At 41.5% G+C, this 15,015-nt stretch carries 15 protein-coding genes and 1 other annotated feature; of the genes, 14 read left to right on the forward strand and 1 reads right to left on the reverse strand.

What is annotated here, in order from left to right; translation table 11 throughout:
* The first annotated feature begins 23 nt into the window (after positions 1–23).
* The 14 genes from AAZR19_RS05555 to AAZR19_RS05620 all read left to right on the forward strand — a co-directional run bounded on the left by AAZR19_RS05555 (position 24) and on the right by AAZR19_RS05620 (position 13,889).
* On the forward strand, positions 24–422 hold the full coding sequence (locus tag AAZR19_RS05555) for a cytidine deaminase (protein ID WP_008356263.1): 399 nt from the start codon (positions 24–26) through the stop codon (positions 420–422).
* Positions 415–1,320, forward strand: a complete 906-nt coding sequence (gene era, locus AAZR19_RS05560; protein ID WP_007501305.1) for a GTPase Era — start codon at positions 415–417, stop codon at positions 1,318–1,320. The genes AAZR19_RS05555 and era overlap by 8 nt, the downstream gene beginning before the upstream one ends.
* 147 nt (positions 1,321–1,467) lie before the next feature.
* Positions 1,468–1,611: a YqzL family protein gene (locus tag AAZR19_RS05565; protein ID WP_003217288.1), complete on the forward strand. Its 144-nt coding sequence runs from the start codon at positions 1,468–1,470 to the stop codon at positions 1,609–1,611.
* 35 nt (positions 1,612–1,646) lie between these two features.
* Complete coding sequence (gene recO, locus AAZR19_RS05570) at positions 1,647–2,417, forward strand: DNA repair protein RecO (protein ID WP_041106913.1); 771 nt, start codon at positions 1,647–1,649, stop codon at positions 2,415–2,417.
* 39 nt (positions 2,418–2,456) lie between these two features.
* Positions 2,457–2,634: a binding site (T-box leader), on the forward strand.
* A gap of 111 nt (positions 2,635–2,745) precedes the next feature.
* Entirely contained in the window at positions 2,746–3,633 is an 888-nt protein-coding gene (glyQ, locus tag AAZR19_RS05575) for a glycine--tRNA ligase subunit alpha (RefSeq protein ID WP_012010611.1), read from the forward strand.
* Positions 3,626–5,671 carry a glycine--tRNA ligase subunit beta gene (gene glyS, locus AAZR19_RS05580; RefSeq protein ID WP_265193001.1) on the forward strand — a complete coding sequence of 682 codons (2,046 nt, stop codon included), beginning with the start codon at positions 3,626–3,628 and terminating at the stop codon, positions 5,669–5,671. Before glyQ ends, glyS begins: the two co-directional genes overlap by 8 nt.
* A 167-nt stretch (positions 5,672–5,838) precedes the next feature.
* On the forward strand, positions 5,839–6,477 hold the full coding sequence (locus tag AAZR19_RS05585) for a helix-turn-helix transcriptional regulator (protein ID WP_024423017.1): 639 nt from the start codon (positions 5,839–5,841) through the stop codon (positions 6,475–6,477).
* 25 nt (positions 6,478–6,502) lie between these two features.
* Positions 6,503–7,324 (forward strand): pyruvate, water dikinase regulatory protein, encoded by an 822-nt coding sequence (locus AAZR19_RS05590; RefSeq protein ID WP_008342399.1) that lies wholly within the window; start codon positions 6,503–6,505, stop codon positions 7,322–7,324.
* Positions 7,325–7,585: 261 nt separating this feature from the next.
* Positions 7,586–8,086: a YaiI/YqxD family protein gene (locus AAZR19_RS05595; protein WP_076840960.1), complete on the forward strand. Its 501-nt coding sequence runs from the start codon at positions 7,586–7,588 to the stop codon at positions 8,084–8,086.
* A 33-nt stretch (positions 8,087–8,119) separates the two neighbouring features.
* Entirely contained in the window at positions 8,120–9,949 is a 1,830-nt protein-coding gene (dnaG, locus tag AAZR19_RS05600) for a DNA primase (protein ID WP_041106905.1), read from the forward strand.
* A gap of 206 nt (positions 9,950–10,155) precedes the next feature.
* Entirely contained in the window at positions 10,156–11,277 is a 1,122-nt protein-coding gene (gene rpoD, locus AAZR19_RS05605) for an RNA polymerase sigma factor RpoD (RefSeq protein ID WP_008342392.1), read from the forward strand.
* A 301-nt stretch (positions 11,278–11,578) separates the two neighbouring features.
* Complete coding sequence (gene cccA / locus AAZR19_RS05610) at positions 11,579–11,938, forward strand: cytochrome c550 (RefSeq protein ID WP_024423014.1); 360 nt, start codon at positions 11,579–11,581, stop codon at positions 11,936–11,938.
* Positions 11,939–12,058: 120 nt separating this feature from the next.
* Positions 12,059–12,775, forward strand: coding sequence for a tRNA (adenine(22)-N(1))-methyltransferase (locus tag AAZR19_RS05615; RefSeq protein WP_041106903.1), 717 nt, complete (start codon positions 12,059–12,061; stop codon positions 12,773–12,775).
* Complete coding sequence (locus AAZR19_RS05620) at positions 12,768–13,889, forward strand: Nif3-like dinuclear metal center hexameric protein (RefSeq protein WP_087975793.1); 1,122 nt, start codon at positions 12,768–12,770, stop codon at positions 13,887–13,889. Before AAZR19_RS05615 ends, AAZR19_RS05620 begins: the two co-directional genes overlap by 8 nt.
* Before the next feature lie 37 nt (positions 13,890–13,926).
* On the opposite strand, the gene AAZR19_RS05625 is transcribed toward AAZR19_RS05620, so the two are convergent.
* On the reverse strand, positions 13,927–14,871 hold the full coding sequence (locus tag AAZR19_RS05625; RefSeq protein ID WP_024423011.1) for a 4-hydroxy-3-methylbut-2-enyl diphosphate reductase: 945 nt from the start codon (positions 14,869–14,871) through the stop codon (positions 13,927–13,929).
* Between the last annotated feature and the right edge of the window lie 144 nt (positions 14,872–15,015).

Here is a 15,015-nt window from a genome sequence, read left to right on the forward strand (position 1 = left end):
TCTTCTGAAAGTGGGAACTAGGAATGAACAAACAAGAGTTGATTTCAGAAGCAATCAAAGCAAGAGATTTTGCATATGTACCCTATTCTAAATTCAAAGTCGGTGCAGCATTACTGTCGAATGATGGAAAAGTGTATGGCGGCTGCAACATTGAAAATGCAGCATATGGTATGTGTAATTGTGCGGAAAGAACAGCACTTTTTAAAGCCTATTCAGAAGGCATTACATCTTTTCAAATGTTAGCAGTGGTGGCTGATACAGACCGTCCTGTTTCGCCGTGCGGCGCATGCAGACAGGTCATTTCAGAGCTATGTGCACCTGATATGCCAGTGATTCTAACGAACTTAAAAGGACATATATACGAAACAACAGTAAATGAACTATTGCCAGGCGCATTTTCACCGGAGGATTTAAATGACTAACGAAAGTTTCAAATCAGGATTTGTATCAATTATTGGAAGACCAAATGTAGGGAAATCAACCTTTCTTAATCGTGTCATTGGACAAAAGATCGCCATCATGAGCGATAAGCCCCAAACGACGCGAAACAAAGTGCAAGGTGTTTTGACAACCAACACATCACAAACGATCTTTATCGATACACCGGGGATTCATAAACCTAAGCATAAGCTTGGTGATTTTATGATGAGGGTGGCTCAAAATACACTGAAGGAAGTCGACCTGATCTTGTTTATGATCAACGCACAGGAAGGCTATGGCAAAGGTGATGAATTCATCATTGAACGACTAAAGCAAACATCTACACCGGTGTTCCTAGTCGTTAATAAAATTGACCAAATTCATCCAGATGAACTGTTCCTTTTAATTGATGAATACCGCACACGTTACCCATTCAAGGAAATTGTGCCCATTTCAGCTCTTGAAGGAAACAATATCGACACGCTTCTTCAGCAGATTGAAGGTTATCTTCCAGAGGGCCCTCAATTTTATCCGGCAGATCAAGTAACAGATCATCCAGAACGGTTTATTATTTCTGAATTAATTCGTGAAAAAGTGCTGCATTTAACGAGAGAAGAGATTCCGCACAGTATTGCGGTTGCGATTGAATCGATTAAGCCAGATGAAAACGGCAAGATCCATGTCGCGGCGACCATTGTCGTAGAACGTGATTCGCAAAAAGGGATCGTCATTGGTAAACGAGGCAGCTTGTTAAAAGAAGTGGGACAAAAAGCGCGCAGAGATATTGAAGCACTTCTAGGCTCAAAAGTGTATTTAGAGCTTTGGGTCAAAGTTCAGAAGGACTGGCGTAATAAATCCACTCACCTGCGTGACTTCGGATTTAGAGAAGACGAATATTAAAAATCGCTGCATTTGTCAGCAAATCTGACAATGGTGCGGTTCGATTAGTAAAAATTGTTTATCATGAAATGGAGGTAGCCTGGTCAAGATAAAATTAATATGTTGGATGTAGCGTTGCTGCTTCTAATAAAGAAAGGTGGGGTTTTTATGTTGAATTTTACATGGAACGTATTTTCACAAACAGGAAGCGTTGACACGTATCTGCTTTTCAAAGAGTTAGAAAAGGAGAACCTGGAAAGACCCGATGTACTTGAAGAAGAAATAGCACGATTTGATTTTCCAATCTTATAATTCTTGACCCCCTCCAGCGCTCGGAGTGTAGACAAATGCTCATTAAAAGTGAAGGAATCGTCCTTAGAACAACAGATTATGGCGAAACAAACAAAATTGTCACGCTGCTCACTAGAGAACATGGAAAAATTGGCGTGATGGCAAGAGGCGCTAAAAAATCAAACAGCCGCCTGTCAGCTATAAGCCAGCCGTTTTTATACGGCACCTTTCTCATCCAATCATCAACAGGACTTGGAACGCTCCAGCAAGGCGAAATGATTGAAAGTATGCGGGCCATTCGGGAAGACTTATTTCTGACCGCATATGCCGCATATATGACGGAATTGATGGATAAAGGGACAGAAGAAAAAAAGCCAAACCCTTATTTGTTTGAGCTTCTGCTTCAATCTCTGCGTCATCTCAACGAAGGTACAGATGCTGATATTATTTTATTTATCGTAGAGGTCAAAATGTTATCAGTGATGGGGATGAAGCCTGAACTTGATCAATGTGTCCACTGTGGTCAAAAAGAAGGGCAGTTCCATTTCTCAATAAGAGATAACGGCTTCATTTGCCAAAATTGTTTTTCGAAAGATCCATATAAACTGCCCTTATCCCCCGCAGCTGCAAGGCTGCTCCGTTTGTTTCATTATTTTGATTTATCAAGGCTTGGTCAGGTTGATGTGAAGCCGCAGACGAAACAAGAAATTCGTCAAGTGCTTGATCACTACTATGACGAATATTCCGGCCTCTATTTAAAATCAAAAAAATTCATGAATCAGATGGAATCCATGAAAAAGCTAATGGGCGGGGAAAACAAAAGTTGACATCTCCCAAGACTTTTTGTAAGATCATCTAAGATAAAATATGTTGCATTGACAGAAAGAAGTACTTACGTAAAATCCATAAAAGCGACCTTAGGGCGGTGTGAGCTAAGGATGGAGGCGTAACGAAAGGCATTCTTGAGCAACGTAAAACAAAGCGGCTGGGTGCTACGACACCAGCAAATAGGGTGGAACCGCGGGAAAAACTCTCGTCCCTATGTTTGCAAGAACCTTGCGAGCATAGAGACGGGAGTTTTTGTGTTCTCTTACAAGGTTCTAATCCCACCCGCCATACATAGCGGTTGGTGTAGAAAAGATGGAGGTGCGATCATTGAATATTCAAGACATGATTTTGACGCTGCAAAAGCATTGGTCAAATGAAGGCTGCGTATTAATGCAGGCGTATGACACAGAAAAAGGTGCCGGAACGATGAGTCCATACACGTTCCTCAGAAGCATCGGCCCAGAGCCGTGGAAGGTAGCATATGTAGAGCCTTCAAGACGCCCGGCTGATGGCAGATATGGAGAAAACCCAAATAGATTGTATCAGCATCATCAATTTCAAGTGATCATTAAGCCATCACCTGACAATATTCAAGAGCTATATCTTGAATCATTGAAGGCACTTGGCATTGACCCGCTGAAACATGATATTCGTTTTGTGGAAGACAACTGGGAAAATCCATCTCTTGGCTGTGCAGGACTTGGCTGGGAAGTATGGCTTGATGGCATGGAAATTACGCAGTTCACGTATTTCCAACAGGTCGGCGGCTTAGAATGTAAGCCCGTTTCTGTTGAAATCACATACGGTATTGAACGTCTTGCTTCTTACATCCAGGACAAAGAAAATGTCTTCGATCTTGAATGGACAGACGGATTTACGGTCAGAGATTTATTCTTAATGGCTGAATACGAGCACTCTGTTTATACATTTGAAACATCTAATACTGACATGCTGTTCGAGCTATTTACAACCTATGAGAAAGAAGCACATAGCCAAATGGACAAAGGGCTTGTTCACCCGGCATACGATTATGTCCTCAAATGCTCTCATACGTTTAACCTGCTCGATGCAAAGGGTGCTATTTCTGTGACTGAGCGAACTGGCTATATCGGAAGAGTGCGTCAGTTAGCAAGAAAAGTAGCCAAAACCTATTATGAAGAACGCGAAAAACTGGGATTCCCTATGCTAAAAGAGGAGGCGGCTTCTCATGAATAAACAAGATGTATTACTTGAAATCGGCTTAGAAGAGATGCCGGCTCGTTTCATGCCAGAGAGCACAAAGCAGCTAGGTGAAAAAGTAAAAGCATGGTTTGAAACGCAAAATATTTCATTTGAAGAGACTGCTTTATTTAACTCACCTAGACGTCTTGCTGTACTTGTGAAAGGTGTCGCAGAAAAACAAGAAGACATCAAAGAAGAAGCAAAAGGGCCGGCTAAAAAAATTGCCCAAGATGCTGAAGGCAATTGGACAAAAGCAGCTGAAGGCTTTGCGAGAGGACAAGGTGCTTCAACAGATGATCTCTATTTCAAAGAGATCAAAGGAGTGGATTATGTCCATGTCCAAAAGTTTCAAGAAGGAAAGCAAGTCAAAGATCTACTGCCAGCGTTAGGTGAAATTGCCGCTTCATTAAGCTTTCCAAAGAACATGAGATGGGGAAGCGAGGATTTACGCTATATCCGTCCGATTAAATGGATTGTTTGTTTATTTGGAGAAGAGATTGTACCTGTTGAAATTGCTGGGGTGAAAAGCGGCCGTGAGACTAGAGGACACCGTTTCCTTGGAACGACAGCCAGCATTGACACACCTGCTTCCTATGAACAAACATTGCGCGATCAATTTGTGATTGCAGACTCAGATAAAAGAAAACAATTCATTACTGAACAGCTAGATGCGCTATCTACAGAAAAAGGCTGGGTCATTCCTGTTGATCCTGAACTTTTAGAAGAAGTGAACGACCTTGTAGAATATCCAACTGTGCTGTCTGGTTCCTTTGAAGAAGAGTTTCTTGCATTGCCGGAAGAAGTATTGGTGACGACAATGAAAGAGCATCAGCGCTACTTCCCTGTGAAAAATGAGCAAGGGGAATTATTGCCGCACTTTATTACAGTCAGAAATGGAAACAGTGAGGCGCTGGAAAATGTCGCAAGAGGGAATGAAAAAGTACTTCGTGCGCGTTTATCAGATGCTGCATTCTTCTATAAAGAAGACGAAAAACTAGTGATTGAAGACAATATTAAAAAGCTTGATAAAGTGGTATTCCATGAGAAACTTGGAACAATCGGCGACAAGCTGAAGAGAGTGACTGACATTGCAACTCGTCTAGCGGCGCATGTTGGGGCAGATGACGAAACCACTAAACGTGTGGCGAGAGCAGCAAGTATTTCGAAGTTTGACCTTGTGACTCAAATGGTCTATGAATTCCCAGAATTACAAGGAATCATGGGTGAGAAATATGCAAGAGCTCTTGGTGAACATGAAGAAGTAGCAAGAAGCATCAACGAGCACTATATGCCGCGCTTTGCTGGTGACGAGGCGCCATCCACTTTGATTGGTGCGATTGTGGCAGTAGCAGATAAGCTTGATTCTATTTGTTCATTCTTCTCAATTGATGTGATCCCAACGGGTTCTCAAGACCCTTATGGACTTAGAAGACAAGCGAGCGGTATCGTTCAAATCTTGCTCGACCGTCATTGGAATATTTCATTTAAAGAGCTGTTAGCACTTGCTCAAGTAAAGGCAGAACATGAAGCTGCTCTGATTGAATTTTTAACGCATCGTTTAAAGTATGTTCTTCAAGCAGAGCATATTCGCCATGATGTTGTTGATGCAGTGCTGGATGTTGAAAATATTGAGCCATATGCAGTCGTCAAAAAAGCAGCTGTTCTTGAAGAGAGTGTGAAACAAGAAAGCTTCAAAGAAACGGCTGAAGCATTGGGACGCGTCATTTCAATCAGTAAAAAAGGGGAAGACGCAGAGATTCAGCCTGAACTGTTTGAAAATGAATATGAGCAAAAGCTGTTTGAGGCGTATCAGCAAGTAGAGAAAGCTGTAAAGGAACATGTAGCAGCAGGACAATACAGCCTGGCACTTGAGGCGCTAGATACGTTAAAAACACCGATTGTTCATTATTTCGATCATACAATGGTTCATGCGGATGATGAAAAACTGAAGCGAAATCGTTTGGCACAAATGGTCAAACTAGCCAAAGTCATTCAATCATTTGCGAATATGAACAATTTAATTGTAAAATAAATACCTAAGAACGGTTGCCTTTTCCGAAGGGCAATCGTTTTTTACTCATTTAATTCACGGTTTTTGAGTGGATTTTTGTTTCATTCGGACAAAGATGCGCTATAATATGATGAGTTATGAAAATGATATACATAAAATAAAGATTTCGCTCTCTCTATTTAAAGGTGGTGAGTACAATCGAGTTAAATAAACGGCAAGAGCAGATTTTACAGATTGTCAAAGAGAATGGTCCGATCACTGGAGAGCATATCGCCGATCGGCTGAACTTAACAAGGGCGACCCTCAGACCGGATTTAGCCATTTTAACAATGTCAGGCTTTTTAGAAGCAAGACCAAGGGTCGGCTACTTTTTCACAGGAAAAACAGGCACGCAGCTTCTCGCAGATAAGCTGAAAAAACTTCAAGTGAAAGACTTTCAATCCATTCCAGTGGTGATACATGAGAATGTTTCGGTTTATGATGCGATTTGTACGATGTTTTTAGAGGATGTGGGCACATTATTCGTTGTGGACGATCACTCTATTTTAACAGGCGTGTTATCAAGAAAAGACCTCCTTCGCGCAAGTATAGGGAAACAGGAGCTTCCATCTATCCCTGTCCATATTATTATGACAAGAATGCCGAACATCACCGTTTGCCGCAAGGAAGATTTCATTATGGATGTGGCGAAGCACTTGATTGAAAAGCAAATAGATGCACTTCCTGTGATAAAAGATACGGATAAAGGCTTTGAAGTGGTCGGAAGAATTACGAAAACAAACATGACGAAAATACTTGTCAGCTTATCGGAGAACGAAATAATCTAATGACAGAAGACTGCGAGGGGATGTTATGAGTAATCGCGTAATTTTTGTGGTATCAGATTCAGTTGGAGAAACGGCAGAGCTCGTGGTCAAAGCGGCACTTAGCCAATTTGATGGCGGCTCATCAGACCATTCAAATATTAGAAGAATCCCGTATGTAGAGGATGTTGGTACGATTAAAGAAGTCATTTCACTGGCGAAAGCAGATAATGGGATCGTCTGCTTTACTCTTGTAGTGCCAGAAATGCGCCAATTCTTAATCGAGGAAGCAGAAGCAAACGGTGTCGTTTATTATGACATCATCGGTCCACTCATTGATAAAATGGAGACGGCATATGGAAATGAAGCGAAACATGAGCCGGGTCGTGTACGTCAATTAGATGAGGACTATTTTAAAAAGGTAGAAGCGATCGAGTTCGCTGTGAAATACGATGACGGCAGAGACCCTAGAGGTATTCTAAAGGCTGATATTGTACTCATTGGTGTATCACGCACGTCTAAGACACCATTATCTCAATATTTGGCACATAAACGGCTGAAGGTAGCGAACGTTCCAATTGTACCTGAAGTTGATCCGCCAGAAGAGTTATTTTCAGTTGATCCGAAGAAATGTATCGGTTTGAAAATTAGTCCAGACAAACTAAATCATATTCGCAAAGAGCGTTTAAAATCTCTTGGTTTAAATGATCGCGCTATTTATGCGAACATTGAGCGGATTAAAGAGGAACTAGAGTATTTTGAAAAAGTGGTTGACCGCATTAACTGTCAAGTCGTTGATGTATCGAATAAAGCAGTTGAGGAAACGGCAAATGTCATTCATCAAATGCTGACCAAAAGAGGTTCCGAATAAACTCAGGATGCTCCTCCTGGGTTTTTCCTATGGTGGGAAACGGGTAAACAAAAACAATGGCATATTTGCTGCATTTGTATTATAATAAAAAATTGTGATAAAATGATTGATTTTAGGTTTAAGTTAAGTCAAGAACGAATAAACTAATATTGGCAGAAGTCAAGTGATTCTGAACATAACTTTTCGACAAAATGAGTTTTACTGTTGATTGCTTTATAGGGGAAAAGTATGGTCTTTTTGCTTCTCTAAAGCAGGAATAAGGTGGAGGGATGGAGAATTAGTCACCTGAATGAACGTAAAAAAGAGAGGACGATTTATGTCGATGCAGATGCTTGTCCTGTAAAAGACGAAATCCTTTCTGTCGCATCTCAATTTCAAGTACCAGTGACGTTCATTGCTTCATATGAGCATTTTCAAACCAAAAGATCTCCACTTGAAGATTGGCGGTTTGTAGATACACATAAGGAAGCAGCGGATTTAGTCATTGCAAACTCAGCTGCTGCACAAGATATTGTCGTCACCCAAGATATTGGTCTTGCCTCCTTACTGCTTCCGAGACAGGTCATTGTTCTGTCTGAGAGAGGACGAATGTACACAAACGAAACAATTGATTTTGATTTGGAACGCAGGCATGTTTCCAGCAAACAGCGAAGAAAAGGTGTATACGGAAAAGGTCCCAAAAAGCTTTTAGAAGAGGATAAGAAGCGATTTATGGCGCAACTACAAAAAATCCTGTCGAATCATGAAGGATTTTTAAATTAAAAGGCGAATAATGTACGACGGAGTGTTATTAGGATGAGCAAACGTATACCAGATGAACTTTTGGAGCAGATCCAAAAAAACGCAGACATTGTCGAAGTGATTGGAGAATACGTACAGCTTAGAAAGCAAGGTCGAAATTACTTCGGTCTTTGTCCATTCCATGGTGAAAATACTCCTTCATTCTCTGTTTCAGCAGATAAGCAAATCTTCCATTGTTTTGGCTGTGGTGCAGGAGGCAATGTGTTTTCTTTCCTCAGACAAATGGAGGGCTACTCATTTATTGAAGCCGTTTCACATGTGGCTGATAAGTACCATATTGATCTGCCTGAGCAGGTGGCGAATGCTCAGATGAGTTCCTCTCAGCAAGAGGACACTGCAGATCATAAAATGATTGAGGCCCATGAGCTTCTTAAGAAATTTTACCACCATTTGCTGGTAAATACAAAGGAAGGTCAAAACGCACTCGATTATTTACGGTCCAGAGGCTTTACGGATGAAACCATTGCCAAGTTTGAGATCGGGTATGCTCTTGATTCTTGGGATTTCGTGACCAAGTTTTTAGAAAAACGAGGATTTGATCCTGTGATGATGGAGAAGGCTGGTCTTTTGATTCAACGTGAAAACGGCACAGGCTTTTTTGACCGCTTTAGAGATCGTGTCATGTTTCCCATTCATGATCATCATGGAACGGTCATCGCTTTTTCCGGAAGATCGCTTGGTGATCAGCAGCCTAAATATATGAATAGTCCTGAAACGCCGCTTTTTCATAAAAGTAAGCTGCTTTATCACTTTCATGACGCACGTATGCATATTCGCAAACGCGAACGGGCAGTTCTTTTTGAAGGATTTGCAGACGTCATCTCAGCTGTTACATCAGGTGTCGGTGAAAGTGTTGCAACAATGGGTACGTCTCTTACAGAAGAGCACGTAAAGCTTCTCAGGCGGAACGTAGAAGAGATCATCCTTTGCTATGACTCTGATACGGCCGGATACGAAGCGACCATGAAAGCATCAGATTTGCTTGGAAAAAGAGGATGTAAAGTTCGCGTTGCCATGATACCAGATGGACTTGATCCAGATGATTACATTCGTAAATATGGCGGCGAGAAATTTAGGAATGACATCATAGATGCAAGTGTGACATTAATGACGTTTAAGATGAATTTTTTCCGAAGAGGAAAAAACTTATCAGACGAAGGAGACCGTCTTACTTATATGAAGCAGGTTCTCCGAGAAATCAGCCGGTTAAATGGCTCTTTGGAGCAAGAGATTTACATGAAACAGCTTGCTGGGGAGTTTTCGATCTCACTTGATTCATTAAAAGAACAACTGGAGCTGTTTGAAAAACAGCAGCGGCAAGAAACCAAAAGCACGCAGGAAGAAAACGGGCTTGAAAAACGGCGTGCACATCTGTCAACACAAGTGAGAAGAAAGCGTCTGCGGCCGGCATATGAAAATGCAGAGCGAATGCTGCTTGCACATATGTTAAAAAGCGATGACGTGATCCGCAAAGTACTTGACAGAATCGGGATTGAATTTAATATAGATTCGCACAGGGCGCTGGCAACGTACATTTATGCCTTGTATGAAGAAGGCAAAGAACCAACGCCGCAGCACCTGATGAACCGGATAGAAGATGATGTCATGAATCAGCTGTTGACGGATATATTGATGATTCAAGTCGGAGACGAACTAAGTGAAGCTGAATTAAGTGATTATGTAAAAAAAGTGTTGAATCATCGGAATTTGTCAATGATAAAGGAAAAAGAACTAGAACGTGCAGAAGCGGAGAGGCAAAAAGATTTCTTCAAAGCGGCAACACTTGCAAAAGAAATTATTCAGTTGAACCGTTCGCTGAAGTAATACGTCTATTATTAATGACAGGACTTACGGCTGGCAATGAATCCTTTACGGGAGGAGCATAAGACCGCAAGCATCTTGCCTTCATCATTATTTATTTTATTTCCTATTTGCTTCGTCATCTGTTTGATAGAGAGAGAAAAGCAGGGCGGAAGTAAATCGCAAGTTACTTTAGAATTCGTTGCAAGCTTTGGAAGGAGGGATCCATAATGGCTGATAAACAAGCCCACGAAACCGAAACTGAATTAACCTTTGAACAGGTGAGAGATAAGCTCACTGAAACGGGTAAAAAACGGGGCGTTTTAACATACGAAGAAATTGCAGAGCGTATGTCTAGCTTTGAAATTGAATCAGACCAAATGGATGAATACTATGAATACTTAGGCGAACAGGGTGTAGAGCTCATTAGTGAAAACGAAGAGACAGAAGACCCAAATGTTCAGCAGCTGGCTAAAGCAGAAGAAGAATTTGACCTGAATGATTTAAGCGTACCACCAGGTGTCAAAATCAATGATCCTGTTCGTATGTACTTAAAAGAAATCGGACGCGTCAATTTGTTATCTGCAAAAGAAGAAATTACGTATGCTCAAAAGATCGAAGAGGGCGATGAGGAATCAAAAAGAAGATTAGCGGAAGCGAACCTTCGTCTCGTTGTCAGCATTGCGAAACGCTATGTCGGTCGTGGTATGCTGTTCCTTGACTTGATTCAAGAAGGAAACATGGGTCTGATGAAGGCGGTTGAGAAGTTTGATTACCGCAAAGGATATAAATTCTCAACATATGCGACTTGGTGGATTAGACAGGCGATCACACGTGCGATTGCCGATCAGGCGAGAACAATCCGGATCCCGGTTCATATGGTGGAAACGATTAATAAATTGATCCGTGTTCAAAGACAGCTTCTGCAAGACCTAGGCAGAGAACCAACGCCTGAGGAAATTGCTGAAGACATGGATTTAACTCCAGAAAAGGTAAGAGAGATTCTTAAAATTGCGCAAGAGCCTGTATCTTTAGAAACACCTATTGGTGAAGAAGATGACTCGCATCTTGGTGATTTTATCGAAGACCAAGAGGCGACATCTCCATCTGACCACGCTGCGTACGAACTCTTAAAAGAGCAGCTTGAAGATGTATTAGACACGCTGACGGACCGTGAAGAAAATGTGCTAAGACTACGTTTCGGACTAGACGACGGAAGAACTCGCACGTTAGAAGAGGTTGGAAAGGTGTTCGGCGTAACAAGAGAGCGTATCAGACAAATTGAAGCGAAAGCTCTTCGTAAATTAAGACACCCAAGCAGAAGTAAACGATTAAAAGACTTCTTAGAGTAGAAACCGGACGGATCTTGAAAGAGATCCGTTCTTTCTTATCAAAAATGAAAACGCTTTTTTCAATCTGATTATATTTTACTGAATAACAAATGAATTTGCAACGTTCTTAGAGAAAAGATGTATAAAAAATACATCTAAATGTGCTGAAGGCTTCATTTCTCATCTTGAATCATTTTTGTCTAATCTGTGAACTTGACCAAAGTTTTGTATCATAATTCGTTTACTTTTTGTAAAATTAAAGTAGAATTAGAATTGTTTGCATAGTCTCAAAGGGGTTTTCACAAAGGGGAGGATGAAAGAAATGAAACGGAATCCACTTATACCATTTTTATTGATTGCCATTTTAGGTATTGGACTCACTTTTTTCTTATCAATGAAGGGGCTGAAAGATGAAGAAAAAATTGCCTCAGGGGGCAAAGAGCAAAAGCAAGAAGAGACAGCAAATGCAACGCCGGAAGAATTGTATAAGCAGAACTGCATAAGCTGTCACGGGGAAAACTATGAAGGCGGTGCAGGTCCTGCATTAAAAGGTGTTGGAGACAAGCTTGAAGTAGCTGACATCAAGAAGAAAATTCAAGAAGGCGGCAACGGGATGCCAGGCGGGCTGATTCCAAATGAAAAGCTCGATGAAATGGCGGAATGGGTGTCTAAAATTAAATAATCTTATACAAAAAGCTCTTTTTCAAAAGAAGAGCTTTTTTCATTTGAAAACGACTTTTAAAAAGTCCATAATTTATATAAGATAGACAAGTATGAACATTAAAGAAAAGTAGTGATACGTATGAATGAAATGAATTTATCGAAACGATTAAAAAAAGTCGCAGACTTTTTACCAGATGAGGCAGTCTTCGCTGATATCGGCTCAGACCATGCCTATTTGCCATGCTATGCGATTCTGCATCAAAAAGCAGTGAAAGCCATTGCTGGTGAAATTACCGATGGACCGCTTCAATCGGCGCAGCAGCAAGTACATAGACTTGAATTAGATGAACAGATATCGGTCAGAAAAGGAAATGGCCTTGAAGTCATTGAAAAAGGCGAAGTGAATGCAGTGACGATTGCAGGTATGGGCGGGGCACTCATCGCAAGCATACTAAATGAAGGAAGGCATAAGCTCGCAGGCAATGAGCGGCTCATTCTTCAGCCGAATATCCATGCCCACCATATTCGTTTATGGCTTTATCAAGAGGGGTATGAATTGATAGATGAAGTCATTTTAGAAGAGGATGGCAAAATATACGAAATCATCATCGCAGAAAAAGGTGATAAAGATAAAGCTTATGAAGGAATGTCACTTGAAGCAGGCATGCTAGTTGGCCCGTTTCTTGCGAAAGAGCAAAATGACGTTTTCCAGCGCAAGTGGATGCAAGAGCTACAGCATATGGAGAAGATAGAAAGTCAAATTCAGCAGGCGGCGCGGACAGAAGAAAATAAAGAACGCCTTGAAGAGCTGAATGCGAAAATAAAGATGCTAAAGGAGGTTTTGACTGTTGGCTAAAACAGTAAACGGGCATGAAATCATCCAATTGTTTGAACAATTTTCACCAAAGGCATACGCCATGGAAGGGGATAAAATTGGTCTTCAGATTGGGACATTAAATAAAAAAGTAACCAATGTGATGATCACCTTGGATGTATTAGAGAATGTAGTAGATGAGGCGATCGAGCGAAAAGTGGATCTTATTATTGCTCACCATCCGCCGATTTTTCGACCATTAAAACATGTAGCGACGGATCAGCCGGCTGGACGTATCATTGAAAAATGCATCAAACATGATATTGCAGTATATGTGGCACATACGAATTTAGACGTAGCTGATGGCGGAGTCAATGACTTGCTTGCTGAGGCCTTAGAGCTTGAAGAAACAAGAGTGTTAGTGCCGACATACGAAGATCCAATCAAACAGCTTGCTCTGTATGTCCCAGAGGAATTTGAAGAGGCCATCCGGACAGCTTTAGGAAATGCGGGCGCCGGCCATATCGGCAACTACAGCCATTGTGCGTTTTCAAATGAAGGGACAGGCAGCTTTTTGCCATCAGAAGAAGCTGAGCCGTTTATTGGTGAGTCGGGTCAATTAGAATTTGTGAAAGAAGTGCGGATTGAAACCATTTTCCCAGCAAGTATAGAAAAACAAGTGATTCGCGAAATGATCAAAGTACATCCTTATGAAGAAGTCGCCTATAGTGTACACACGACAGATCTTCCTCCTATTCAAAAAGGGCTTGGCCGTATTGGAGAGCTAAATGAGCCAATGACACTGAGAGATTTCACGCAATTTGTGAAAACGAAGCTGGATGTGAATGGTGCTCGTTTTGTAGGAGACCAAGATGCTGTTGTGAAAAAAGTGGCGGTGCTTGGCGGAGACGGAAATAAATATATCCATCAAGCGAAAAGAATGGGTGCCGATGTGTATGTGACAGGAGACCTTTATTTCCATGTTGCGCACGATGCCATGATGCTAGGGCTGAACGTTGTGGACCCAGGACATTATGCTGAAAAGATTATGAAAGAGGGCGTAAAGGCGAAGCTCCAATCGCTATGTGCGGATAAAAAGTATGACGTACAGCTCTTTGTTTCTGAATCAAACACAAACCCATTTCAATTTATGTAAACAAAAAACGTCAGAGCATATCCGCTCTGACGTTTTCTTATTTCTTTGTTTTGACGCGAGGTAAAATTTTAGAAAGAGGAACGGTTCGTTCAATCTTCCAAGTTGTTTCATCATCTGGTTCATAGTTTTCTAAGAAACGAATGACTTCCTTTGTAATAGGTGTTGGTGTTGAAGCACCAGCAGTAACGGCAACGGTTTTGACGCCCTGCAGCCATTCCAGCTTGAGTTCACTTAAGTCGCCAATACGGTAAGCCTGCGTTCCGGCAATCTCCATTGACACTTGTGCGAGACGGTTAGAGTTATTACTTTTTGGATCGCCGACAACAATGGTTAAATCGGCTTGGCCAGCTTGCTGCGATACAGCTTCCTGACGCACCTGTGTCGCAAGGCAAATTTCTTGATGATACTCGACGTGAGGGTATTTCTCTTTAATCAGCTCCATCAGGTCGTGGACATCCCATTGAGACATCGTCGTTTGGTTCGTGATGAGCAGTTTTTCTGATGTTAAATCGAGTGCCTCAATGTCAGCTTCTGTTTCGACAAGATGTACCTTGTCAGGGGCTACTCCGACAGCTCCTTCTGGCTCGGGATGACCCTTTTTCCCAATATAAATAATGTCATAGCCATCGGCTGTTTTCTCTGAAATGAGTTCGTGAGTTTTCGTTACATCGGGACAGGTCGCATCAATGGCGACAAGGCCTTTTTCTTCTGCGATTTGACGAACCTCAGGAGAAACGCCGTGAGCTGTGAAAATGACTGTTCCACTTTCAACCTGCTTTAAAATGTCTAAGCGGTTTGGTCCGTCCAGTGTGTAAATACCGTCTTCTTCGAAGGCATCAGTGACATGTTTGTTGTGCACAATCATACCTAATATATAAATTGGGCGTGGCAAGTTCTTATCAAGTGCGGCATTTTTAGCAATGACCATTGCATCCACAACGCCATAGCAATAGCCACGCGGCGATATTTTAATTACATTCATTTATTCGTCCTCCTGTAGGGAAGTGCTGCTAGAGAAGAACAATATAAAAAGCCGTAAAAAACGGCTTTTTATCATTCTCTTGCTTCCATTATAGCCAAAGTAAGCGTATATATCAAAGATTGTTATACGCAGTGAACACTTCGC

Origin of the sequence: Bacillus sp. Je.9.29.b, from assembly GCF_051129925.1 — a bacterium.
GTDB classification, from domain to species: domain Bacteria; phylum Bacillota; class Bacilli; order Bacillales; family Bacillaceae; genus Bacillus; species Bacillus safensis.

Coding starts and splice junctions, on each gene's coding strand:
- AAZR19_RS05555 (WP_008356263.1), top strand. CDS start 24: ATGAACAAACAAGAGTTGATTTCAGAAGCAATCAAAGCAAGAGATTTT.
- era (WP_007501305.1), top strand. CDS start 415: ATGACTAACGAAAGTTTCAAATCAGGATTTGTATCAATTATTGGAAGA.
- AAZR19_RS05565 (WP_003217288.1), top strand. CDS start 1,468: ATGTTGAATTTTACATGGAACGTATTTTCACAAACAGGAAGCGTTGAC.
- recO (WP_041106913.1), top strand. CDS start 1,647: ATGCTCATTAAAAGTGAAGGAATCGTCCTTAGAACAACAGATTATGGC.
- glyS (WP_265193001.1), top strand. CDS start 3,626: ATGAATAAACAAGATGTATTACTTGAAATCGGCTTAGAAGAGATGCCG.
- AAZR19_RS05590 (WP_008342399.1), top strand. CDS start 6,503: ATGAGTAATCGCGTAATTTTTGTGGTATCAGATTCAGTTGGAGAAACG.
- dnaG (WP_041106905.1), top strand. CDS start 8,120: ATGAGCAAACGTATACCAGATGAACTTTTGGAGCAGATCCAAAAAAAC.
- rpoD (WP_008342392.1), top strand. CDS start 10,156: ATGGCTGATAAACAAGCCCACGAAACCGAAACTGAATTAACCTTTGAA.
- cccA (WP_024423014.1), top strand. CDS start 11,579: ATGAAACGGAATCCACTTATACCATTTTTATTGATTGCCATTTTAGGT.
- AAZR19_RS05615 (WP_041106903.1), top strand. CDS start 12,059: ATGAATGAAATGAATTTATCGAAACGATTAAAAAAAGTCGCAGACTTT.
- AAZR19_RS05625 (WP_024423011.1), bottom strand. CDS start 14,871: ATGAATGTAATTAAAATATCGCCGCGTGGCTATTGCTATGGCGTTGTG.